Origin of the sequence: Camelimonas lactis (assembly GCF_004342915.1) — a bacterium.
GTDB lineage: Bacteria > Pseudomonadota > Alphaproteobacteria > Rhizobiales > Beijerinckiaceae > Camelimonas > Camelimonas lactis.
In genome coordinates this window covers 94,943-116,692 of record NZ_SLWL01000004.1, presented here as the reverse complement: position 1 = coordinate 116,692, position 21,750 = coordinate 94,943, and the positions used below count along the sequence as shown (strand labels likewise).

The 21,750-nt window shown below is 68.0% G+C and carries 17 protein-coding genes; 7 read left to right on the top strand and 10 right to left on the bottom strand.

Features of this window, described 5'->3' with window-relative positions:
* Positions 1-75 precede the first annotated feature (75 nt).
* From murJ to EV666_RS06530, 3 genes are all read right to left on the bottom strand, one after another.
* Positions 76-1,605, bottom strand: coding sequence for a murein biosynthesis integral membrane protein MurJ (murJ, locus tag EV666_RS06540; protein ID WP_132004918.1), 1,530 nt, complete (start codon positions 1,603-1,605; stop codon positions 76-78).
* Between the two features lie 2,859 nt (positions 1,606-4,464).
* Positions 4,465-5,142, bottom strand: a complete 678-nt coding sequence (locus EV666_RS06535; RefSeq protein WP_132004915.1) for a hypothetical protein — start codon at positions 5,140-5,142, stop codon at positions 4,465-4,467.
* A 211-nt stretch (positions 5,143-5,353) separates the two neighbouring features.
* A complete protein-coding gene (locus tag EV666_RS06530; protein WP_132004912.1) occupies positions 5,354-5,950 on the bottom strand; it encodes a superoxide dismutase in 597 nt (198 codons plus the stop codon).
* A gap of 619 nt (positions 5,951-6,569) precedes the next feature.
* Here EV666_RS06530 and EV666_RS06525 point away from each other — a divergent pair.
* Entirely contained in the window at positions 6,570-8,345 is a 1,776-nt protein-coding gene (locus EV666_RS06525) for a hypothetical protein (RefSeq protein WP_132004909.1), read from the top strand.
* Between the two features lie 182 nt (positions 8,346-8,527).
* On the opposite strand, the gene EV666_RS06520 is transcribed toward EV666_RS06525, so the two are convergent.
* Complete coding sequence (locus EV666_RS06520; protein WP_132004906.1) at positions 8,528-10,654, bottom strand: S9 family peptidase; 2,127 nt, start codon at positions 10,652-10,654, stop codon at positions 8,528-8,530.
* Between the two features lie 364 nt (positions 10,655-11,018).
* On the opposite strand from EV666_RS06520, the gene EV666_RS06515 reads away from it, so the two are divergent.
* Positions 11,019-11,975 (top strand): DUF6456 domain-containing protein, encoded by a 957-nt coding sequence (locus EV666_RS06515; RefSeq protein WP_245514260.1) that lies wholly within the window; start codon positions 11,019-11,021, stop codon positions 11,973-11,975.
* Positions 11,976-12,002: 27 nt separating this feature from the next.
* On the opposite strand, the gene EV666_RS06510 is transcribed toward EV666_RS06515, so the two are convergent.
* Together EV666_RS06510 and EV666_RS06505 are read right to left on the bottom strand one after the other, a co-directional pair.
* Entirely contained in the window at positions 12,003-12,428 is a 426-nt protein-coding gene (locus EV666_RS06510; protein WP_132004903.1) for a SufE family protein, read from the bottom strand.
* 227 nt (positions 12,429-12,655) lie between these two features.
* On the bottom strand, positions 12,656-12,949 hold the full coding sequence (locus EV666_RS06505) for a hypothetical protein (RefSeq protein WP_132004900.1): 294 nt from the start codon (positions 12,947-12,949) through the stop codon (positions 12,656-12,658).
* 396 nt (positions 12,950-13,345) lie between these two features.
* Here EV666_RS06505 and EV666_RS06500 point away from each other — a divergent pair, with 396 nt between their 5' ends.
* The 3 genes from EV666_RS06500 (at position 13,346) to EV666_RS06490 (ending at position 15,376) form a co-directional block, all read left to right on the top strand.
* Positions 13,346-14,137 carry a sensor histidine kinase gene (locus tag EV666_RS06500; RefSeq protein ID WP_165909916.1) on the top strand — a complete coding sequence of 264 codons (792 nt, stop codon included), beginning with the start codon at positions 13,346-13,348 and terminating at the stop codon, positions 14,135-14,137.
* 106 nt (positions 14,138-14,243) lie between these two features.
* Positions 14,244-14,879: a peptidoglycan-binding domain-containing protein gene (locus EV666_RS06495; RefSeq protein WP_132004894.1), complete on the top strand. Its 636-nt coding sequence runs from the start codon at positions 14,244-14,246 to the stop codon at positions 14,877-14,879.
* Between the two features lie 152 nt (positions 14,880-15,031).
* Complete coding sequence (locus EV666_RS06490; protein ID WP_132004890.1) at positions 15,032-15,376, top strand: DUF1491 family protein; 345 nt, start codon at positions 15,032-15,034, stop codon at positions 15,374-15,376.
* An 88-nt stretch (positions 15,377-15,464) separates the two neighbouring features.
* Here EV666_RS06490 and EV666_RS06485 read toward each other — a convergent pair whose 3' ends face one another.
* The 3 genes from EV666_RS06485 to EV666_RS06475 are packed head-to-tail and all read right to left on the bottom strand — an operon-like array spanning position 15,465 to position 18,810.
* On the bottom strand, positions 15,465-16,022 hold the full coding sequence (locus EV666_RS06485; protein WP_132004887.1) for a DUF1254 domain-containing protein: 558 nt from the start codon (positions 16,020-16,022) through the stop codon (positions 15,465-15,467).
* Entirely contained in the window at positions 16,019-16,594 is a 576-nt protein-coding gene (locus EV666_RS06480; RefSeq protein WP_132004884.1) for a DUF1214 domain-containing protein, read from the bottom strand. Before EV666_RS06480 ends, EV666_RS06485 begins: the two co-directional genes overlap by 4 nt.
* Positions 16,585-18,810, bottom strand: a complete 2,226-nt coding sequence (locus tag EV666_RS06475) for a transglycosylase domain-containing protein (RefSeq protein WP_132005366.1) — start codon at positions 18,808-18,810, stop codon at positions 16,585-16,587. Before EV666_RS06475 ends, EV666_RS06480 begins: the two co-directional genes overlap by 10 nt.
* 194 nt (positions 18,811-19,004) lie before the next feature.
* Here EV666_RS06475 and EV666_RS06470 point away from each other — a divergent pair, with 194 nt between their 5' ends.
* A complete protein-coding gene (locus EV666_RS06470) occupies positions 19,005-19,550 on the top strand; it encodes a YcgN family cysteine cluster protein (protein WP_132005363.1) in 546 nt (181 codons plus the stop codon).
* Positions 19,551-19,556: 6 nt separating this feature from the next.
* Here EV666_RS06470 and EV666_RS06465 read toward each other — a convergent pair whose 3' ends face one another.
* Positions 19,557-20,378 carry a L,D-transpeptidase gene (locus tag EV666_RS06465; protein WP_165909915.1) on the bottom strand — a complete coding sequence of 274 codons (822 nt, stop codon included), beginning with the start codon at positions 20,376-20,378 and terminating at the stop codon, positions 19,557-19,559.
* A gap of 287 nt (positions 20,379-20,665) precedes the next feature.
* Between EV666_RS06465 and EV666_RS06460 the strand changes: the two genes are divergently transcribed.
* Positions 20,666-21,337, top strand: coding sequence for a transglutaminase-like domain-containing protein (locus EV666_RS06460; protein WP_132004881.1), 672 nt, complete (start codon positions 20,666-20,668; stop codon positions 21,335-21,337).
* Positions 21,338-21,750 lie beyond the last annotated feature (413 nt).

The following is a 21,750-nucleotide window of genomic DNA, read 5'->3' as shown; positions in this document are numbered from 1 at the left end:
GCGCGCAGGCGGGCTGTGGCGGCGCGGGCCGCGCGCGTCGTCCCTTCAGCGCAACTCCCGTTACCGCTGGCCCTTTTACCGCAGGCCGCGGAACCGCACGCCCGAGAGGCGCAGCGCCATCAGCAGCGCGCCGGCGTAAATCACGGCCCCGGCGGCCCCCAGCAGCCCCAAATGGGTTTCCTTGCGCCAGCGCGGGGCCAGTTCGGCCACCCGGGCGGCGTGCGGTTCCAGCGCCCATGCGGCGACGGCGAGCGCCAGGGTGGCGAGGGCGACGCAGAACACGGTTTTGATGAAATATGAATCCGCGCCCATCCAGCCGCGCCGGCTGGCCAGCAGCACGAGCAGGCCCAGGTTGACCCATGCGCCGACGCTGGTGGCCATGGCCAGCCCGGGCGCGCCGAAATGGCTGGTGAGCAGGATCTTCAGCACGACGTTCACCGCCACCGCCGACAGCGAGGCGATCAGCGGCGTCATGGTGTCCCGCCGGCCGTAGAAGCTGGAGACGGCGGAGCGGATCAGCACGATCGCCGGCAGGCCCACGGCGTAGGCGGCCAGCACCTGGCCGGCGGCCGCCGCGTTCGCCGCCGTGAAGGCGCCGCGCGCGAACAGCGCCTCCATGATCAGCGTGGGAATGACCAGGAAGGCGCAGGCGAAGGGCGCGGCGGCCACCAGGGTGAGCGCCATGGCCCGGTTCTGCGCCCGGTGCGCCCCGGCTTCATCGCCGGCGGCGAGGCGACGGCTCATCTCGGTCATGATCACCGTGCCCACGGCGATGCCGATGATGCCAATGGGCAACTGGTAAATGCGATCTGCGAAATAGATCGATGACACCGCGCCAGCGGGCAGCAACGTGGCGATGATGGTGTCGGCGAACATGGCGATCTGCACGCCGGCCGAGCCGATGATCGCGGGTCCCAGGGTGCGGAAGAACCGGCTCATCTGGCTGTCCCAGACAAAGCGGCGCAGCCGGGGAAACAGGCCGGCGCGCTTTGCGTCCGCCATCACCAGCGCCAGCTGCAGGGCGCCGGAAACCGTCACCGCCCAGGCGACGGCGTGGGCGCTGGTGGGAAACAGGAAGGCGAGAGCGAGGCCGCCGATCATCGCCAGATTGAGCAGCACCGGGGCAAAAGCCCCTGCTGCATAGCGGTCGGACGCGTTCAGCTCGCCGGTGACCAGCGTCACCAGGGTCATGAACAGCAGGTAGGGGAAGGTGATGCGCGTCAGCGTCACCGTGAAGGCGAACTGGGCGGGATCGTCGGTGAAGCCGGGCGCCAGCAGGCTGACCAGTTGCCCCATGAAAACCAGCGCCAGCGCCAGCACGATCAGCTGGACGAGCAGCATGCCGGTGAACAGCCGGTCGGCGAAGCTGCGCGCCGCCGCCTCGCCGCCCTGGGCGCGCACGTGCGAATAGGCCGGCACGAAGGCGCTGTTGAACGCGCCCTCGCCGAAGATGGCGCGAAAATGGTTGGGCAGCTTGAAGGCGATGGCGAACGCATCCATCAGCGGCCCGGCCCCCATCACCGCCGCCATCATCACGTCGCGCAGAAAGCCGGTGAGACGGGACAGCAGGGTGAAACCGCTGAAGGAAAGAATTTTGCGCAGCATGTGAAGGTCGCCCATGAAGGCCAGGATCGGGGCCTGATCCTGTCAGCCGAATAAGGCGAATTGCTTAACGGCTCGCTGCCGGCGGGATTCAGACGACATCCAGGCCCAGGTCAATCATTCCGTCCAATCCCCGCTCTCCGCGACGGTAGGACACGCGGCCTGCATGCACGCCTTGGGCTCCACTGGGCATGGAGGCTGGGCCTGTCGCCCGGGGCGCTTCCAGGGTATGCAATAAATTCTGCGCCAGGTCTGAACGCTCACCGGTGATGGCGGCGCTGGTGGAGGGGATGGGGCCGATGCTTGTTTCCAGACTCTCATCGATGAAGGGGAAATCGGCTGGTGGAGCTTCGCCGGAGGCGTCCGGACGCGTAGGGTCGAAGCTGTCGTCCCCGGAATAAGAACTCTGGCCATGGTCTAACAATGCACTCGCACGGGGTGATGGTGAATCAGACGAGATGCGGCTGCCCCTGTCATATCCGGGGGGAGGCGTTATACTTGGGCGTCCGAGCGCCTCCAAATAGTTTGGAACGGGGGCGCGTCTCCCCCAATCGGCCGTATCTGCTTGTAATCTTTGATCCGCGGACGCCCGATTGCGATCAGCAAAGCAACAATAATAAAATAGCATTCCAATTGGAATGCCAGCCACGAGTCCTGTAACTATCCCCAACATAATGTAGTGTTGACCCTGCATTTTATCACTTGAGTATCCCATTTTTATTTCCTTCTATTTTTTATAAGTATTGAATAGACGGCATGAGGCCTAAAAGCCAGTGTATTCAGCAGCTGGTCTCACGATATAAGACGGAGGCGCACTGTGCGATCGCCTTTTTCTCATATGCGATGGGGGCTCCCACCCGTCTGCTCGGGGAGGCGCTCCCGATCGCCCCCTGCAACCCGCCCACGCGCCTTACACAAAAAATCCCTCAGTGAACCTCAGGGCATCCCAGCCTGCGTCGGAAACAGCGGCGTCTCCGCTGCCGACCCGCGACGCCTGTCGGGCCCCGGGCGCCGCCGCCGGGAGGGATGGGGCGGCGGAATCGCTGCTGGTCATTGACGCGGACCTTGAACCTGGGCGCCGGACGTCGCGTGATGGATTCGAGGACGGCGGACCGATTTCCGTGTGCCGACGCATGGTTGCGCTGAAAGGTTGGGGAGCGCTCAACGGGAACTGTGCAATGGCGCCCTGTTCTCCTGCGAGAGCGGTGGTGTCGCCGGCCACATCGCCTGTTGTCAGGATTTCCCCTGGCGAATCCGCAAACGTCGCGTGACGTGTTGTCGGTTCCGAATAGGGCGGCGGAGATTCTTCTCTTTCCTGATAGCCCGGCGGAGGCCTGCGGATCTCTCCCAGAACGGAATAAGCGGCTGATCCGGGCATGGCGGATACGCCATCGCCGCCAAGCCGGAGCGTCACTATTCCGTCTGGCGCTTGCGTTTCATACTGCGCGGCCCCACTGGACCGGCGAACGCGCTGGGAGCCGTTGGGGCCCGGAGTTGGCGAAGGCGCTCCTCTGCCGCTACAGCGGTCCAGGAAATAGAAGCCGAGGCCTGCTCCTCCGACCAGGAGAGCCAGCCCGCCAATTTCGACGATGATTGGAGTATTTCTGCCCATGCGTCCGGCGTCCTTTGCTGGCAGGGGGGCGATGTGGCATGGATTGTAATCCGATTGCTTATCGCGCATTGCGAGTTGCCAGGGTCGTCTGGCCTGGAAACCGGCGTCAGGCAGGCGTGGCTCCGGGCCCGCCCGGATATGCCTGTGCGCGACGCTGGGGCATCCCGTCCGCATCATGCCCGCATCGCGCTTCCTGGCTTCGGGCATAAAAAAACGGCCGCCGGAGCGACCGTTTCTGTCTCGCCGTGAGGGATGTCCCCGCCGTGTGGCGCCTGTCGGCCTGTCGCCGCGTTGAACAGCTTTTCGGCGTAGCCGCCGCCAGATTGCCCGAGGAGCTGCCTGGCGTCTGAACTTCGCAGCGCCTGGCTGTTTCAGCCTTGGCAGGCACGCGCCGGCGTGGCGTCAAAAGGGAAACAGGCCCGCCTCAAGAAGATCGTCATGGGCGGCGCTATGAGAAACGGCGCGTTCGGCTCGCGTATCTGCGACCGAGCGGGGCATCGAGGACGCGCCGGAATCATTCTTGAAGTCGTGCCTGAAGGTTCTCGGCGGCTTGGGCGGCGGAACCGATATTTCAGGGATCGCTGGCGCGCCGTCCTCACCGGCGGCTGGCGCTTTGCTCCGGGCCACCGGCGACAACTCTGGCATGGGGTCGTCTGGAGGGGCTTCATGCGACGGGGTTGCCGAACGGTCGAGGTGGCGTGGAAGTGGTATGGGGAGGTCCGGTTCACGGACAGGGAAAAGTAATGGCGCTGCCCCTCCGCGGGGCCGCGGTTCGTCAGGGACGAACGGCTGCGCCCCGGGCGATGAGGGCGCCTCGACGCGCTCCAGGAACCTGACGTTGAATGGGCCCTGCAGGGTGTTACGGCTTTGCCAGCTACGATACAGGGCATGGCCGAGCAGGCCGCCGGCGCCGATAACGCCGAACGTTGCAAGCGCTCCCAGGATAATTTCGCTCCGGTGCATAAGCATCTCCTTCGGACGGCGCCCATCATGAAGGGCTTCCAGCGTTTCCCGGCAAGCGCTGGCATGGGTCAGACGTCCGCCATCCTTGGCCGCTGGATGGAAAAACCGTGTCGCCTCACAGCGCGCTATCTGAAAAGCGGGCAAGCGTCCTGCTCAGCCGAACGACCCCAGTGGGCGCGCCTCGCGGAGGAGCCCATCCGGCGTGGCCAGATTACCTGGGAGGCATACCCATGGCGTTTGAACGCGCGGCGATGCGCTCTTTTTGCCCGTCTCGCCAGCCCAGCGCGTCAAAAGGCGATGCAGAGTCTGTCCTCACTGAGGATTTCGTCGGTGAGGTCGCTATGATGAACGACGCGTCCGTATTGCGCGCTTTCGGCTGCGCGTGGCATCGAGGACTGGGGTGAGCCTTGATTGAATATGGTTCTTGGCTTCGGAATGGGTGGGCGGCCCTTGGCTGCGAAACCGCTTGGCGGCGGGCGGATGGAAAGGAGATCTTCGGCTGCGGGAGCCGATATTTCGGGCGTTGGAGACATGGCGTCTTCGGTGGGCGCGTGGACGCTGGCCTGGGTTGCCGGCGACAATTCGGCCAGGAGGTCGCCTGGGGGCGCCCCCTCCGGGTCCGCCGGACGCCTGACGTGCTGCAAGAGCGGTGCGGACGGAACCCCAGGGGAGGCGAGAGGCAGCATGCCTGTTTCCCCGGAAGCTTGCGCCTGCTCAATGTTATTCCCAGGGTACAGGGGGAAGTGGTGGTTGAGTAGATTGAGGAAGTCGTACGGGTCCCTGGTCTCGAGCATGGGGTAGTAGCGCTCGCGGGGGCGGCGGGAAGCTTGCCAGTAGCGGCGCCCGGCATAGCCAAGCAGGCCGATGCCGGCGAGACCGGTGGCCGCTCCAAGCGTTGACAGGATAATTACGCCGGCCCGGTTCATCATCGACTCCTCTCGGCAGGTTGCCTGGACATCGATCATGAAGAACTCGCCGGCGGTTCCCGGCAAGCGCCGGTGCGGGTCGGGCGTTTGTCACATCCGGCGCAACGGAAAACGGCCGCCAGCGGCGGCCGTTCGTCAGGGCGGCGGCGCGGCCCGGCGACGGGCTGGCGCGGCGCCGCAAATGCGGCAGGGGCGGGCTCCGATCCTGGGTGGCGAGAGCGGCGCCCCGGAGCCAGGCCTGGCGCGGCGCTTACGTCGCTTCGTTGAACAGCTTCTCGACGTATTCCCAGTTCACCAGGTTTTCGACGAAAGCTTTCAGATAGTCGGCGCGACGGTTGCGATAGTCGATGTAATAGGAGTGCTCCCACACGTCGACGCCGAGGATCGGCGTTGCGCCGTGCACCAGCGGGTTCTCGCCGTTGGGGGACTTCATGATCTCGAGCTTGCCGTTCTTGAGCGCAAGCCAGGCCCAGCCCGAACCGAACTGGCCGACGCCAGCCTGGACGAAGTCTTCCTTGAACTTCTCGACCGAACCGATATCCGAGACGATCTTCTTCTCGATCGCGCCCGGAATGGCGCCGCCGCCGTTCGGCTTCATCCAGTTCCAGAAGTGCAGGTGATTGTAGTGCTGGCCGGCGTTGTTGAACAGCGGCTGGTTCTTGCCATAGGAGGCCTTGACGATCTCCTCGACGCTCTTGCCTTCCAGCTCCGTGCCGGCGAGCAGCTTGTTGCCGGTGTCCACGTACGCCTGGTGGTGCTTGTCGTGGTGATACTCAAGCGTCTCCTTCGACATGTAGGGCTGAAGCGCGTCGTAGGCGTAGGGGAGCTCGGGCAGCTTGAAAGTCATGACTTCCTTCCTCCTCAGGAAAACGGCTTGCCGGCGCGGGCGTCGGCGGCCGGATGCAACTTGTTAAGCCGGGCAGGCGGCGCGGGCAAGACAATTGCCGCCGATAGGTGGGGGCGGCCGGGTTGCGGGATCAGGCGACGCGCCGGCGCGCGCCGCGCGAAAAAACTGTCCGCGCCTTGCAGACTTTGATTGAACAATGCAATTGCGTGATCTTTTGTTCACCATTTGCCGCGAGGAAATGTCAGGTCGCCGCGTATTTCACGCCGGCGGTTGGTCGCCGCATCACAAAAGTGATCCGCGAAAAGCCGGATTGGCCGGCGGCCGGCATGGGATTCGTGTGCGCTGCCCAGCGGGTGAGCGTATGGAAGATATCGGTATGGCCCGGGGACGACAGGCGTGGGCTGTCGCCCTCTGGCACGGGCCTGGTGGCCATGGGCGCGTCAGCGTCTGCATGGCCTGGTCCGGTGCATTGCAGCCTTGGGGGCTGGAATGGTCAGGATGTATTTTGGTGGATGATCGCGAATTTGCCCGGGACGTGTTTCAAATCAGGGCCAGGGGGCGGTCGTTATCCGGTTTATGACCCCGGCGCCCGGGGCAACGCCTGTCAAGAGAGGCAATAATGCTGCTGATACTTTATGCCATTGCGCTGGCGCTGACCGTGGGCGGCGTGTGGGCCCTGGCGTGGGGCATTCCGATGATCGTGCTGGAGCGCGGCTGGACGTGGGTCATATCCGGCAGCATGTACCTGACCGGCGGCGCCATCGTTTTCGCGCTGGCCATGGTGGTGCGCGCCCTGCGGCAGTTGCCCGACATGCTGGAAGCCGGTTACGCCGACGATCCGGCCCACGCTCCGGCCGGTGAGGCGGCCGAGCGGAAGGCGCGGAGCGCCGCGTCGGCGAAGGCTGCGCCAGCCCGTCAGGCCTCGCCCGATCTGCAGCCAGGCGCCAGACCGGAAACCACAGCGCCGTCGCCAGCTGTCGGGACAAGGAGCGCCGCAAGCGCCGCGGTCCCGGTCGCGCCGCCCAAACCCGCCGCCGCCCCATTGACGGCTGAAAAAGCCGCTGCGCCGCCTCTTCCCGCCGCGCCCAACCTGTCGCCGCCCGTCGCGCCGGCCGGGATCGCTGGTGGAAAGCCGGACCAGACCTCTGGCGGAAAGGAGCCGGGCGACCGTGTCGCCGCCCCAGCCCCTGTTGCGCCAATCCCCACCAGGCCAACTCCCGCCGCCCCGGCTCCGGCTGCGCCTGCTGCCCCCGTCCCGGCTCCCGCCGCGCCAAGGGCCGCGTCGGCGATTCCCGCTGCGGTGGAAGGACGTCTGAACGACTTGCTGCGGCCAGGCGCGCTGGCGCGCGGCCCTGGCGTGGCTGAGGTTGACGCGGCAGAAGGCGCCAACGCCCCGGCTCCGGCTGCGCCCACCGGGCCCGCGCCCACCAGGTCCGCGCCGGCCATGGCCGCGCGGCAACCGGCGCCAGCGCCGCGTCCCGACCCACTGTCCGGCGTGCTCCCGGACTTGAAGGCCCCGGCAGCGCCGCCGGCGCGCGCCGCCGCGCCGCAACCCGCGGCGCCCCCGGAAGGTGCGCCAGTTGGGGCAGGGGCCCCCGGCAAGGGGGAGGGGCCCCAGGCCCAACCGGCGGTTCCGGCTGGGGGACTGTCGCGCGGCGCTTCCCTGGCGGGTCTGTCCGGGTTGTCAAAAAACCTGTCAAATCTCGTCCCCGGTCGCGGCGCCGCCGGCGGGCCGGATGCCGCAACTCCTGGCGCGCCAGCCGCCGCGCGGCCTTCGGCGCCAGACACGAAATCCGATCTGGCCGCCCGCATCGGCTCGCTGTTTAGCCGTCGCGGCTCCAGGGCAGATGATGCAGCTGGCGCCAGGCATTCCGCCGCCGGTGCATCCGCCAGCGGCGGCAAGGCCATGCCGGTGTTCCCCGAGCGCCCGGCGCCGCGTCCGGCCGCCGCGCCGGAGGCTCCTGCGCGACCGGTTCCCGCGCGGCCGGCTCCAGCCGCGCCAGCGCCGTCTGCCCCAGCTTCCGCCCAGCCCGGCGTCCCGGCGCCCGCCGCAGCGCCGGCAAGGGCCGGGGCCGGTGATGTGGTGTTCCCGACGCGTCCGGCTCCGCGCCCGCTGGCTCCGCGCCCGCTGGTGGCAGGCGACGATGCGCCCGCAGCCCGTTCCGCTGTCGCGCCGGAGGTCCCGGGCGTCTCCGGCCCGGCCGCGAAGCCTTCGCCCGCGCCGGCCGCGGCGCCTGCGGGCCCGCCGACAGTCGTCGGCAGCTACACCGCCGCCGGGTCGCTGTATGTCATGTATTCGGATGGCTCGATTGAAGCCCAGACTGACTCTGGCGTTTTGCACTTCCCGTCGCTGGACGCGTTGAAAGCGCACGTGGCCAGAGGCGACAAGGGCTGACGTTCGGGAGTTGAACAGCTTCGGGCTGAAGGCGGGTGAGGGCGGGCGTCGGGGCGTGATCCGGCCTGACGCCGCCGGCGCCCAGCTCCCGATCAGGGGGAATTGCCTGTCAGCGGCGGATCTGTCTCATCCAACGAAAAGGGCCCGGTTCGGGCCCTTTTTTATGGTCGCGGGTCCAGCGTTCAGGCGCCTGGCGTCCTGTCGAAGCCCTGCGTCGCCATCAGGGCGAAGGCATACATCAGCGCGGTTTCCTTCAGGGCGTCGAAGCGGCCGGAGGCGCCGCCGTGGCCGGCGTCCATGTTGATCTTGCAAAGGATGGGGCCGCCGCCCGTCATTGTGGCGCGCAGGCGCGCTGCCCATTTGGCCGGCTCCCAATAGGTCACGCGCGGGTCGGTGAGGCCGCCGAGCGCCAGGATCGCCGGATAGGCCTGCGGCTTGACCTGCTCATAGGGGGCGTAGGAGCGGATGAGGTCGAACGCCTCCTTGCTGGCGCCCGGATTGCCCCATTCCGGCCACTCCGGCGGCGTCAGCGGCAGGCTGTCGTCCAGCATGGTGTTGAGCACGTCGACGAACGGCACGTCGGCGATAATGCCGGCGAACAGCTGCGGCGCCATGTTGGCGATGGCCCCCATCAGCATGCCGCCGGCGCTGCCGCCATGGGCGACGATGCGGCCGGGAGCGGTGTAGCCTTCAGCGGCCAGACAGCGGCAGACGGCGATGAAATCGCTGAAAGTGTTGGGCTTGTGCTCCCGCTTGCCGTTTAGATACCAGGCCCAGCCCTTCTCCGTGCCGCCGCGCACATGGGCGATGGCGTAAACGAAACCCCGGTTGACCAGTGACAGCGGGTTGGTGCGGAACGACGCTGACATGGAGCTGCCATAGGCGCCATAGCCATAAACCAGCGCCGGGGCGCTGCCGTCGAGCGGCGTATCCTTGTGGTGCAGCAGTGAGACGGGAACCAGCGCGCCGTCGTCGGCCCGGGCCATCAGCCGGCGGGTGACGTAGTCGGCCGGGTTGTGGCCGGAAGGGACTTCCTGCTGTTTCAGCACCTCCCGCGTCCGCGTCGCCATGTTGTAGGCGTAGGTGGTCGCTGGCGTCGTCAGCGAGGCGTAGGCGAAGCGGATGTCGTCGGTGTCGAACTCCAGCCCGCCGTCCATGCCGAGCGCATAGGCCTCCTCGTCGAAGGCGATGACATGCTCCTCGCCGCTGGCCATCTCGCGGATGACAATGCGCGGCCGGGCGTCCTCCCGCTCCATGCGGGCCAGATGCCGGGCGAAGGCGAGGTGCGACAGAATCATCACCCCTGGGCGATGCGCAACCAGATCGCGCCAGTTGTCGCGCTGCGGCGCGCCGACCGGAGCGGTCACCAGCTTGAAGTCCTCGGCGCCACCGGCGTTGGTGCAGATAATCAGCTGGTCGCCGTGGTGCTCCACGTCGTACATCACCTGCGGCTCGCGACGCGCCACCAGCAACGGCCCGGCCTCTGTCGCCTCCAGATCGACCAGCCAGGTTTCGCTGGTTTCGTGGTCGCCCGCGCCGATGATGAGGTAGCGGCTGGACTGGGTCTGGTCGATGTGGACGAACCAGCCGGCGTCCGCTTCCTCATAGACCAGCCGGTCGGCCGATTGCGGCTGGCCGAGGCGGTGCAGGAACACCTTGCTCGGCCGGTGATTGGCGTCGTTCATCACGTAGAAGAAACCGCCGCTGTCCGCCTGCCAGACCAGTTCGCCCGTGGTGTCCGTGATCAGGTCGTCCAGATCGCGCAAGGAGCCGTCGGCGCTGACCTCACGCACGCGGATGTCGTAATATTCCGAACCCTTTTCATCGACGCTCCAGCCGATGCGGCTGAAATCCGGCGCGTGGTCGGCCGCCGCCAGATCGAAAAATGGCTTGCCTTCGGCCATGGCGTTGGCGTCGATCAGGATCTGTTCCGGCCCGCCGGTGCGGGAACGGCGGCAGATCAGCCCGTGCTCCGCGCCGGTTTCGAAGCGCTCGTACCACAGCCACGGGCCGTCGGGGGCGGGGACCTCGGAATCGTCCTCGCGGATGCGGCCGCGCATTTCCTTGATCAGGGTTTTGCGCAGTTTGGCCGCCGGAGCCATGACCGCGTCGCAATAGTCGTTCTCGGCCTCCAGCACCGCCCGGATATCGGCCGGGAGGGCTTTGGGCTTCTTCAACACGTCCTGCCAGTTGTCCGCCTTGAGCCAGGCGTAGTCGTCATGGAGCGCTTCGCCGTGGATCACGCGCGTCGTGGGTCGCGCCGGCGTAACCGGAGCGGCCGGAAAAGGCGTGCTGGCGCTGTCTGTCATGATGTGTTCCTGGACTGGTCCGGCGGACGGAAGGGCCGGAATGAAGGGGCAAAAAAGGCGAAAACCTCTGGAGCCTTACCAGATGCGCCTCGACAGCGACGTTATCAGGATCGGGTCCTGCACAGCCAGTCCCCAGGCGCATCAGCAGGCGTCAGGGGCGCGCAAGCTGCCCCGCATGCCGCTGCCGGAGACCGCTGGCGCAGGTCGCCGAAAGCGCGCGTGATGAAATCCGGCTTGACTCTCGCGCTGATTTAGGAATTATTACCTATAAATCATTTGCCCTGAAACTGTCAGGCGCGGGCGTCGTCAGGCGGCGGCTGACAGGCAGGTCTGGTTGTGGAGGGTATAACATATGGAACAAAAAGTGAACAACTATCCTGTGTACGCCTCCGTCCCCCGTTCAGTCGTCGCGGAGGTGAAAACGGGGGTGAAAACCGGAGCGCGGGGCGGCGCCCGGGAGGCCGGCAAACCCCGTCGCGCCGGTGGGGCGGCTGGCGATGCGGACAGGGCGGAGCGGCTGCTGGCGCGCCTCGCGGTTCATGGCGCCTTTCTCACGCCGTCCGTCGATGGCCGGGACGCCTGGAGTATTGGCCTCACCGGCGCCCGCCGCCTGGCCAACGGCGGCGGCGTCAGCCTCGGCGCCGGCGCTGTCGATGGCGCGACGGTGCGGACGCTGCTCACGGCCGGCGCGCTGGAAGAGGAGGCCGGCGCGGCGCGTCAGCGTCTGGTGCTGTCGCAGGCAGGAAAGGCGCGGTTGCGGCGGGCCAGGGCGACGGCCGGCGCCGGCGACGCCGACCCCTGGCTGGCCCAACATGCGGATCTGGGTCACGAACAGCGGCGCGTTGACGGCGAAATGCAACGGGTGCGGGTCAATCACGCCGAGAGCCCGCTGGCATGGCTGCGCCGCCGCCGCGACCGCTCCGGGGAGGCGATGATTGATGAAGCCGCCTTCGCCGCTGGCGAGCGGCTGCGCGCCGACATGACCCGGGCGCAGATGACGCCGCGCGTCACCGCCAGTTGGGAAACGCCGGTTTCCGCCGGCACGGGCGGGCGCTTGCGCCAGGAGCCAGGGGATATGGCCCTGGCGGCGCGCCAGCGCGTCAGCCGCGCCCTGGCGGCGGCGGGCGATGACTTCGCCGGCGTGCTGGTGGATGTCTGCGGCTTCCTCAAGGGGCTGGAGCAGGTGGAAAGGGAGCGGGGCTGGCCGGCCCGGTCTGGCAAGCTCATCCTGCGCATGGCGCTGGCGCGTCTCGCCGCCCACTATGGCCTGTCCGCCGCCCAGGGGCCGGAGCGCGGCCGCACGCGCGCCTGGCGGGAATAGGCGCGGCCCATGGAGCCGTGGGGGCCGTCACCCGGCCAGGGCGCTGGCGGCGTCGGCCTTGATGCGGTTCACCATGGAGTTAAGACCGTTGGAGCGCTGCGGCGTCAGGTGCTCCGCGAGGCCAAGCTGGCGAAACAGCCCCTGGGCGTCGGCGGCGATGATTTCCTGCGCCGGGCGCCCCGAAAAGAACGCCAGGGCGACGGCGACAAGGCCGCGAACGATATGGGCGTCGCTGTCGCCGGTGAAATGCAGCGCCGGCCCGGCGCCGGTCTGCTCAACCCGGCTTTCCAGCCAGACCTGGCTGGCGCAGCCGCGCACCTTGTTGGCGTCGGTGCGCGCCGCTTCGGGCATCGGCGGCAGGCTGCGCCCAAGCTCGATCAGATAGCGGTAACGGTCTTCCCATTCGTCGAGAAAGGCGAAGTCGTCGATGATGGTGTCGATGGCTGCGGACATGCGCCCATCCATAAAGCATTTCGGGGGAGGGTGGCTACGGGCCGATGGCAGACGCGGGGCCAGCAAGGGGGGCTCGCCGCGCCAGCCGGCCCCCAACCCGAAGACGGCAATCCGGTTTCGCTTTGACGTCGCGTACATCCGGCGTGCGAAAGCGGTCACGTCCTGCGCCCGGCGCGGCTACAAAGCCATGACCTGGCGCGAAACCCATGGCCCATCGCACGGCGGCGTCAGAGCCTGGCGTTTTCCTTGCGGCCCGCCTCGTCCTTTCCCTGTGGCGGGACGGACTTCGCGGAGGAGAGGGGCGCGGGGGAGAGCGCCTGTATGAGCCAGTGCAACAGCCCGGCCTGCTCCGCGCCGCCGGCAGCGGCGATCGCCGCCGCCTTGCGCGCTTCCGGCAGGGTTGACTGGGCGGCGATCGCCGCTTTGGCGAGGCCATCCAGGGTTTCGCGCTCCGTCAGGCCATTCACCGGCGACAGGGCGTAAACGATGGCGATGCAGATGATGCACTTCAGTAGACGCATGGCGACGGCCTGTCCTGTCCGGGGAAACCACTCCCAGCTCCCTGTGGATGGCCTCACTGTTTCGCGAACCGTTTTAGCATTGCGTAAACGGCCGTCTGACATTGTCTTCGCAGAGGCCATGAAGGCGCGTGACGGCGTGATGATCGCCGTCGCGCCGGACGGGAAGCCGGTCCCTGACAGGGCCTGTCCCGACAGGGCCCAGGCAAGGATCTCGGCAAGACCCGTGCGCACGCGGGGGCAGGGAAAGAGGGTTCGGCAGTGTTTCGCATGCTAACGGCGGCCAGGACTCTGCGCGCGTGGAACGCCCTGTTCGGCGGCGACAGGGCGTCGTCTGTCAAGGCGGACGCCGCATCCGGCCTTCCTGGGGCCGCGCAGCCAGCGGCCGGGTCGCTGGCCATGCTTGGCCACGAGTTACGCACCCCCCTTGCCGCCCTCATGGGCTATACGGAAATGCTCGCCGGCGCCGACCAGTTGACGGACGCGCAACGCCGCGCCTGGTCCGCCAGCGCTCACGCGGCGGCGAGCCATCTGAATGCGCTTGTCGCTTCCGTGCTGGAAAGCGGCGTCGAGGGGCTGGGGGCGCCGTCCAGCAGCCGCGAAACGGTGGACGCAGGCGCCCTGGCGGCGGACTGCTGCGATTTCGTCCGGCCCGATGCTTCGGCGCGCGGCGTCACGCTCCATGGCCCCCGGGCGGGTTCGGGCCCGGAGCTTCATTGCGACCCCCGGGCCGTTCGCCAGATTCTGCTCAATCTGCTGGCCAACGCCATCAAGTTCACTCCGCCCGGCGGCGAGGTGCGCCTGGACGCTACGCTTGAGGGCGCCATGGTGGTCCTCACCGTCTCCGACACCGGCATTGGCTTTGATGAGGCGCGGCGACGCCAGACCGCTGCCCGCCAGACCGCTGCTCGCCAAACCTCTGCTCGCCAGACCGCTGTTCGCAACGTCGCCGCCAGTGCGTGTGGCCCGGGGGTGGGCGCGCCGGGTCCGGAAGCCGCGGGCCTTGGCATTGGCCTGCTGCTCGTGCGCTCCCTCGCCAGCCTGCACGGTGGCGAAGCCTCGATTCACGCTGGCGAAAACGCCGGGACGGTGGCGCGCGTCGTCCTGCCGTCCGGACTGTCCGCTCCCGCCAATGAAACCAGCGCCGGATCAACGTGCGCGTCCCACATGATGGTGCCCTGCCTTGCGTGAAGCTCTCGCCAGATCCCGGAACGACTTTGTCCAGTACGAGCGCCCGGCTGCAAGCCCACGGCGTTCGCAGGCGAATGCGCGCGCCCGGTCGGGCGGCGTCAGCGCCATGGCCCGGTCCAGCGACGCGGGCGGCGTGCTCGTGGCGCTGCGGCGCCGGCTGCTGGCGCGGCCGGGTCGGGCGGCCTTTATCATCGCATCCGCCGGCCTGACGATGGGCGTGTTCATCAACGCCCTGACACTTCAGAACGGCGCGCATCCCAATCCCATGTTCGGCGGCAACCGGCCGGTGACGGTCATGGCCCATCCGCCGGCCGCCGTCCGGCCGCAGCCGGTAAAGCCACCGGTGGTCCAGCCGCAACAGCCGGCGGCGCGGGAGGTTCCGGCCGGGCCAGCCGCCGCGCCAGCGCCGGAGCACGCGCCGCGCCGGCAGGATGCGATCGGCGACCTGCTGAGGGGAGGCTCCGCGCCAGTGCCGCCGCCGCGGCCTGTCCTGGCGCCGCCGCCGCAGGCCGCGCAGCCAGTGGCGCCGCCGAAACCGCAGCCGGTCCCCCAGGTCATGTCCGCCCAGAAGGCGCTGGGCAAGCTGGGGTTTGGCGCGCTCAACGCCGATGGCCTGATGGGCCCCGGCACCCGCGCCGCCATCGAGCGCTTTGAAAAAGCCAGGGGCTTGCCGGTGACTGGCGAACTCAACCCCAGAACGTTGAAGGCCCTGGGGGCGGCGGCCGGCGCGCCGATCCGCTAGGGCATTGCCGCAAGCATTGGGTCCCGCCTTCCTTCAGGAAAATGCCCCGGACACGGGATTGGCGTACAAGGGATTGGCGTAGCCGCCCCGGAACGCCGCCGCTTCGCGCCGCCAGGATTTTGACGGCGGGAAAAACTGCAGGGAGAGCAGCCATGAGCGCCGCGCGCTTGCGCTCCGATTTCTGGGTGTCCGCCTATATCCGCCGCTGCGCCGCGCAGGACGTTGTCGCCGTGCTGCGCCGGCGCGGCGCGGCGGAAGCCGGCGCCATATTCGTCAAGCTTGACTGCCTCGATGGAACCGCGCGGCTGTTCGGACCGGCGCCGCAGAGTCTGGCGACTGACGATGATGGCGTGCGCCGCTTTATTGAAATCCCGCTGTCTGACAATACGCCGCTGGCGGCCGAGGAAAAACTGCGCCGCGAACTGAACTTCGACGGGGATCTCTGGATCGTCGAGGTCGAAGATCGGGCCGGACGGCATTTCCTCGATCTGGCGTGAGAGAAGGCCTTCGGGGCTTCCGGGAAAGGCGCGCGAAGGTTCAGCCTTTCCCCCGGCCGGGTCAGTTGGCTGCCCTTGCGCGCTGGCGTCAGTCCTCCGGCGTGCAGGTCACGCCGAGGATCGCCCTTGCCGCCCGTTCCCGCCAGGCGGGAGAGGCAGTGACGGCGCGGATCACCGCCAGGCCCCGGCCGGTGGGCGAAACCACCTCGATAGCGTCGTCCTCCGCATCGTCAGGTTGGGTCAGCCGGCGTTCTTCCTGCTGCGCCGCCGTCATGATCGTCAGGGTCACGGCGCCGCGCACGGCGGCCCGGTCGCTCAGGGAGTAGATCACCCGGCCATTGCGATCGTGGATCGACAGCGTCTGCACCAGCCCCGAGGACGGCATGACGACGCGCACCGGCCCGTCGTGCAGATCCCAGGCGCAGACGCCGCGCGCCACGGCCGGATCATCGCCGATGCCCGCCGTCCGCTTTGCGTCATGGGGGATCAACTGGGCCTCGCCATTGGCGCCGAGGCCGACATGGCGCGTGAACGCATCCGCCCGGGCCACCGCCGGAATGCGCAGGACGATGACCAGATGGATGATCGCGCCGAGCAGCATGCCGGCGATGATCGAGATGACGATGTCGGAGCCGCGCAGCTTCATGAGCAGCTCCTGCGGCGAATGACCGGGGTGAGCTGGTCGGCCACATGCGGGCGGGTGGTGAAGCCGGTCGGACTGTCATAAAGGCGCAGGGTGAGGCGGAAGGGCTCGCCGGCCGGGACGCGGAGCCACGCCCCGGGCTCCGGCGTCGCCGCGATCGCGATGGCAAGGGCGCCGCCAGGCCCGCGCAGCAGGCCTTCCGATGTCAGGCTGGAGGGCGGCTCACCGGACGCCTTGCCGCCGGTCGCCGTCGCGGTCAGCGTCCAGATGCGCGCTTCCGGGGTAGGGCCGGTCATGTCGTAGACGCAGTCGCCGGACAGCGGGCGGCCCTCGCTGTCGAGGTCGGCGACAAGCTCGACGCCTTCGCCCGTTCCCAGTTGCAGCGCGCCGCTGCGCTGGATGATGGCGCGGGCGTAAGGGTCGATGGCCGGGCCGCCCGTCGAGGGCCATGCCCGCCACTGGCCCAGTTGCACCGCGCCGGTCGGCGGTTGCTCGCGCAGCGCCAGCCAGGTCGAGCCAAATCCGGTGATGGCCGCGACCAGCAGGGTGATGAAGGTCATGACAATCAGCCGCAACGCAGACTGCTCCTCTGGGCGTTGCTTCCGGCGCCGCCGTCGCAGCCCGCCGGCGTGCTGGCGTTGGCGCGGGGCGAAGCCGGGGCTGGGTTGCGACGGTCGAATGGCGGCGGTGAACCGGCCGTTTCCGCCGCCCTGCCCGAAACATTCCTGAGCACGCCCGAGAACAGGGCTCCGATATCGTTCAGCGCCGGGGCGCTGTGGGCGGACACCACATCCGCCCGCGCGGCGGCGTCGGCGCTGGCGATCGCTGGCGCCTGGCTCGGCGCGGCGCTGGCTGGCGGCGCCGGATCGACGCCCGGCAGCGGCCGCAGGCGCACCGCCCGATGCAGCGGCTCCATCATCTCCCGCCAGGTCTGCGCTGGCAGCGTGCCGCCGGTCATCCGGTTGGTCGACGAGAAATCGTCATTGCCCATCCAGATCGCCGCCACGTAGTTCCCGGTGTAACCGCCGAACCAGCCGTCGCGGTAGGCGTTGGTGGTGCCGGTCTTGCCGGCCACGCGCACCCCGTCGATCCGCGCCCGCCGGCCGGTGCCTTCCTCCACCGCTTTTGTCAGCATCTGGTTGATGTTGGCCACCACGCCCGCCGGCAACACCCGCGCCGGCGGCGGGGCGTCCCGGTCATGCTGCCACAAAATCCTGTCGTGGCTGGTGCGGATCTCCGCCGCGCTCCATGCCTTCGCGCGGAAGCCGCCGTTGGCGAACACCGCGAAGCCAGAGGTGTGCTCGATGATCTTCACCTCCGCCGAACCGATGGGCAGCGAGGTTGAATCGCGCAATTCATGCTCCAGCCCCATGGATCTGGCGATTTCGATGATGCGGGCGCGGCCGATGCGGGCGTTGCCCTTGCCCAGCATGATCGACAGTTTCACGGGGATGGAGTTGATCGATTTCACCAGCGCCGTGGTCAATGACATGGAGCCGGCGAACGAGCGGCCATAGTTGGCCGGGCACCAGTTGCCGATGCACACCGGGCTGTCGACCACCGTGCTGGTGGGGGTGACAATGCCGGCGAGCAACGCGGTGGCGTAGACGTAGGGCTTGAATGACGAGCCGGGCTGACGCAACGAATCCGTGGCGCGATTGAACTGGCTGGCGCCGTAATCGCGGCCGCCGACCAGGGCCCGCACGGCGCCGTCCGGCTCCATCACCACCGTGCCCGCCTGCGAGGCGCCCCATTGCGAGCCATACTGGCGCAGGGCGTTTTCGATGGCGCTCTCGGCGCTGCGTTGCGCAAGGGGGTCGAGGGTGGTGCGCACCGTCAGCACCCGCTCGTCGCCGAGTTTGCCGGCTTCAGCCATGGACCGGATATCGTCATAGGCCCAGTCAAGGAAGTAATCCGGGCTGAAGTCGCGCTTGCGGTCCAGGGCCGTCGCCGGATTGCGCTTCGCCGACGTCACCTGGCCAGCGGTAAGCATGCCCGCGTCGACCATGTTGTCGAGCACGTCGCTGGCGCGGGCCCGGGCGGCCGGCAGGTTGATGTGCGGCGCGTAGCGGGTCGGCGCCTTGAACAGCCCGGCCAGCATGGCGGACTCGGCCAGGGTGAGATCGCGCGCCGATTTGCCGAAATAGAAATCCGCAGCCGCCGCCGCGCCGAAATTGCCGGCGCCCATGTAGACCCTGTCCAGGTACAGTTTCAGGATCTGCTGTTTGCTCAGCCGCGTTTCCAGAAACAGCGCCAGGAACGCTTCCTTGATCTTGCGCTCGAGCGACCGCTCGTTGCTGAGGAACATGTTCTTGGCGAGCTGCTGCGTGATGGTGGAGCCGCCCTGCACCACGCCGGAAGAATTGGCGTTGACGGTGAGGGCGCGCGCTGTCCCCATCGGATCGATGCCATAATGATCGAAGAAGCGCCGGTCCTCCGTGGCCAGCACGGCGCTGATGAAATAATCGGGATAGTCGCTGAGCTCGAGGGCATCGTTCTGGCGGATGCCGCGCCGGCCGATCTCCACGCCGTAACGGTCGAGAAAGGTGACGGCCAGATCGGTCTGCTTCAGCCAGTTCTCGCCCTCGGTCAGGCGGAAGGCGGGCTGGGCGAGGGCGACCAGCACCACGCCGGCGCCGACGCTGAGGGTCAGCGCCTCGCAGGACAGATCGACGACAGCCTTCCGGAAGCCGGATACGGCGAACCTGTCGGTGAAGTCCCGCCACGTCCGCCACGCTTCACCCGCGCGCGTCCCGAGCGTATACAGCCCGGAGTCGATGCGCGCATCCATGGCGAGCGCGAGATGCCGGATCTTCGTCGTCAGCGAACCCTTGCCTGGCGCCACAGTCCGTGATCCCTGCCTCCAGTGGACGCCGCCGCACGGGCGCGTCCACGCTTTCTGTAGTATAGCAGGCGAGGGGGCGGCCCGTCAGCCTTGCCGGATGTGGGAGCAATTGTTTGGTTAAGCAGCGTTGCAATCCTGACATGGCCCCGGCGGATGCGCCGGAGCCCTTCTGGCGCGTCACGGCGCTGGAAGACATGGATGACCAGCAATGGGAGAGCCTGTGCGACGGCTGCGGACGCTGCTGCCTGATCAAGCTGGAGGACGAGGACACCGGCCGCATCCATTACACCGATGTGGGCTGCCGGCTGCTTGATGGCGAAACCTGCCGCTGCCGGGACTATCCGGGCCGCCAGAGCCAGGTGCCCGACTGCGTGCGGCTGACGCCGGACATCGTCCGCACCCTGACCTGGTTGCCGCCCACCTGCGCCTACCGCCTGCTGCGCGAGGGCGCTGACCTGCCCTGGTGGCATCCATTGGTGTCCGGCGATCCGGAAACGGTCGTGGCGGCTGGCGTTTCGGTGCGCGGCCGCCTCAGCGGCTCTGAACAGAACATGGAGCCGGAGGAGCTGATCGAGCGCATTGTGCGCTGGCCGGATCGCACGCCGCGCCAGGCGAAGGGGCCGCCAGCCCCGGTTGCCAGACGGCTGGCCGGCGCAGCGCGGAGCCGCGCCAGAAAGCTCCCCTGAAGGGGGTCAGGCCGGCGCGCTTTCCGCGGGCTTGCGCTTCTTCTTCGGCCGGCCGGCGACTGGCTGGGTCATGCCGTTGTGGCCGGGGCCGGAGAGCACCACCACCTTCGCGCCAAGCGGCGTGCGGGCGTAAAGATCCATCACGTCCTGGTTGACCATGCGGATGCAGCCCGACGACACGCGCGAACCGATGGTGCGCGGTTCGTTGGTGCCGTGGATGCGGAACAGGGTGTCCTTGCCATTCTGGTAAAGATACAGCGCCCGGGCGCCGAGCGGGTTGCGCAGGCCGCCGGCCACCCCGACGCCGCTCTGCAGCTTGACGACGACCTTCTTCAGCTCCGGTTGCCGGTCGATCATCTCCTTCGGCGGATACCAGTCCGGCCATTCCTGCTTGCTGTTGATGGTCGCTTCGCCCGACCAGCCAAAACCCTCGCGGCCGACGCCAACGCCGTAACGGATGGCGGAGCCGCCAGGCTGGACCAGATACAGATAACGGCGTGCCGGATCGACGACGATCGTGCCTGGCGCCTCCGGGCCGTTATACGCCACCTTGCGGCGCAGGAACGCCGGATTGATGCTGCCCTGGGGCACGCCTGGAACCGGGAATTTGTCATCCGGAACCGGCGCATACATGGCCGCGTAATCATCCGGCGTCGGATCGCCCAGCGGCGCCGGCGGCGGCTGATTTTGTGGCGGAAGGGCGCTGCCGGGAGCGACCGCCGTTTTCTGCAGTTCATTCTCCAGGCTGCCGGGCCCGCGCGTCTGGCACGCGGCGAGGGTGAGCGTGGAGGCGGCCACGAGGAAGCAACGGCGAGACAGAACCTGCATGACAGCTCCGGCGATGGCGGGCTCCGTCGCACATGGCCGGTCCCGGTCCGGCTGCGCGTCTGACGACGGGGCGTGTTCGGAGGATGAAACGGGTGGGGGACGTCCGGAAAACGTTCCTTGAAATCAGGGTCTGGCGACGATGGCGTAAAGCGGGGGATGCTGCAACACATCTGCGCCACAATCATGGCCGGCCTGCATGGCCAGGACGGTGCAAACGCCCGCGCCGCCTTGACCTTGGGCCTGGCCTCCGCGACAGTCCGGCCATGAAAGAAATGGGAGAAAGCGCCATGACCGAAGATGAATTCCGGATCTGGACCGGGCCTGGCGACTATGTCGATTCGGATCATCCCGCCGTCATCGCCTTCGCCCGCGATGTCGCCGGCGCCGCCGCGACGCCGCGCGAGCGCGCCCGGCTGATCTACAGGGCCGTGCGCGAACTGTTCTACGATCCCTATGTGACCTGGGGGCCGGAGGTGTTCCGCGCGTCCAGCGTGCTTGCCGCGGGGCGCGGCTATTGTGTCGGCAAGGCGTCGCTGATGGCCGCCGCTTGTCGCGCCGCCGGCGTGCCGGCCCGCGTCGCCTTCGCCGACGTCACCAATCACCTGGCGACGCCGCAACTGCTGGAGCGCATGGGCTCCAACATCTTTTACTGGCATGGTTTCACCGAAGTGAACCCGGAGGGGCGCTGGATCAAGGTGAGCCCGACCTTCAACGCATCCCTGTGCGACAAGCTGGGGGTGGAGCCGCTGGAGTTCGACGGCGAGCACGACGCGCTCATGCAGGCGTTCGATGGGGCGGGCAACGCCTTCATGGCCTATCTGGCCCAGCACGGCGCCTTCCACGACGTGCCGGCGAAGCACATCATGGCGGAAATGGCCTTGCGCTATCCAAAGCCGCTGACCCGGGATGGCGTCAAACCCGACATGGAGACTGAAGCCGCGGCCCTGGCCGCCGGCTGAGCGCCGCGCCAGAATGCGGGCAGGAGTCGCGTGGCCAAGGGTAGCGTGGCCAAGGGTAGCGTGGCCAAGGGTAGCGTGGCCAAGACTAACGTGGCCAAGACTACTGCGGTCAAGATTACTGCGGTCAAGACTAACGCGGTCAAGACTGGCGTGGTTGGGGCTGAAAACCGCAGCGGTTTCCGCCGATGGCGATTTTGCTGGAGGCGGGAGCCGCCTCCAGGAGCCGCCTCCGGGAGCGGGCGCCGGATCGTTAACCAGTTGTCCGTCACATTCGACGCGCTGGCTTCTGGTGGGACGCGGACCCTGCCGGAGGCGCGTCGCCAGCGGAGGGCGCATGGCTTTTACCGGGCCGGGTCCTGGCGGCGCCGGCTTTCCCAACGGGCAACGCGCGCCATAACGGCCCGCATGCAGTG

Excerpts from the sequence above, each read along its gene's own strand:
- murJ (WP_132004918.1), bottom strand. The coding sequence starts at position 1,605 with ATGCTGCGCAAAATTCTTTCCTTCAGCGGTTTCACCCTGCTGTCCCGT.
- EV666_RS06535 (WP_132004915.1), bottom strand. The coding sequence starts at position 5,142 with ATGATCGATGTCCAGGCAACCTGCCGAGAGGAGTCGATGATGAACCGG.
- EV666_RS06530 (WP_132004912.1), bottom strand. The coding sequence starts at position 5,950 with ATGACTTTCAAGCTGCCCGAGCTCCCCTACGCCTACGACGCGCTTCAG.
- EV666_RS06525 (WP_132004909.1), top strand. The coding sequence starts at position 6,570 with ATGCTGCTGATACTTTATGCCATTGCGCTGGCGCTGACCGTGGGCGGC.
- EV666_RS06520 (WP_132004906.1), bottom strand. The coding sequence starts at position 10,654 with ATGACAGACAGCGCCAGCACGCCTTTTCCGGCCGCTCCGGTTACGCCG.
- EV666_RS06510 (WP_132004903.1), bottom strand. The coding sequence starts at position 12,428 with ATGTCCGCAGCCATCGACACCATCATCGACGACTTCGCCTTTCTCGAC.
- EV666_RS06505 (WP_132004900.1), bottom strand. The coding sequence starts at position 12,949 with ATGCGTCTACTGAAGTGCATCATCTGCATCGCCATCGTTTACGCCCTG.
- EV666_RS06500 (WP_165909916.1), top strand. The coding sequence starts at position 13,346 with ATGCTTGGCCACGAGTTACGCACCCCCCTTGCCGCCCTCATGGGCTAT.
- EV666_RS06495 (WP_132004894.1), top strand. The coding sequence starts at position 14,244 with ATGGCCCGGTCCAGCGACGCGGGCGGCGTGCTCGTGGCGCTGCGGCGC.
- EV666_RS06490 (WP_132004890.1), top strand. The coding sequence starts at position 15,032 with ATGAGCGCCGCGCGCTTGCGCTCCGATTTCTGGGTGTCCGCCTATATC.
- EV666_RS06485 (WP_132004887.1), bottom strand. The coding sequence starts at position 16,022 with ATGAAGCTGCGCGGCTCCGACATCGTCATCTCGATCATCGCCGGCATG.
- EV666_RS06475 (WP_132005366.1), bottom strand. The coding sequence starts at position 18,810 with ATGGATGCGCGCATCGACTCCGGGCTGTATACGCTCGGGACGCGCGCG.
- EV666_RS06470 (WP_132005363.1), top strand. The coding sequence starts at position 19,005 with ATGGCCCCGGCGGATGCGCCGGAGCCCTTCTGGCGCGTCACGGCGCTG.
- EV666_RS06465 (WP_165909915.1), bottom strand. The coding sequence starts at position 20,378 with ATGCAGGTTCTGTCTCGCCGTTGCTTCCTCGTGGCCGCCTCCACGCTC.
- EV666_RS06460 (WP_132004881.1), top strand. The coding sequence starts at position 20,666 with ATGACCGAAGATGAATTCCGGATCTGGACCGGGCCTGGCGACTATGTC.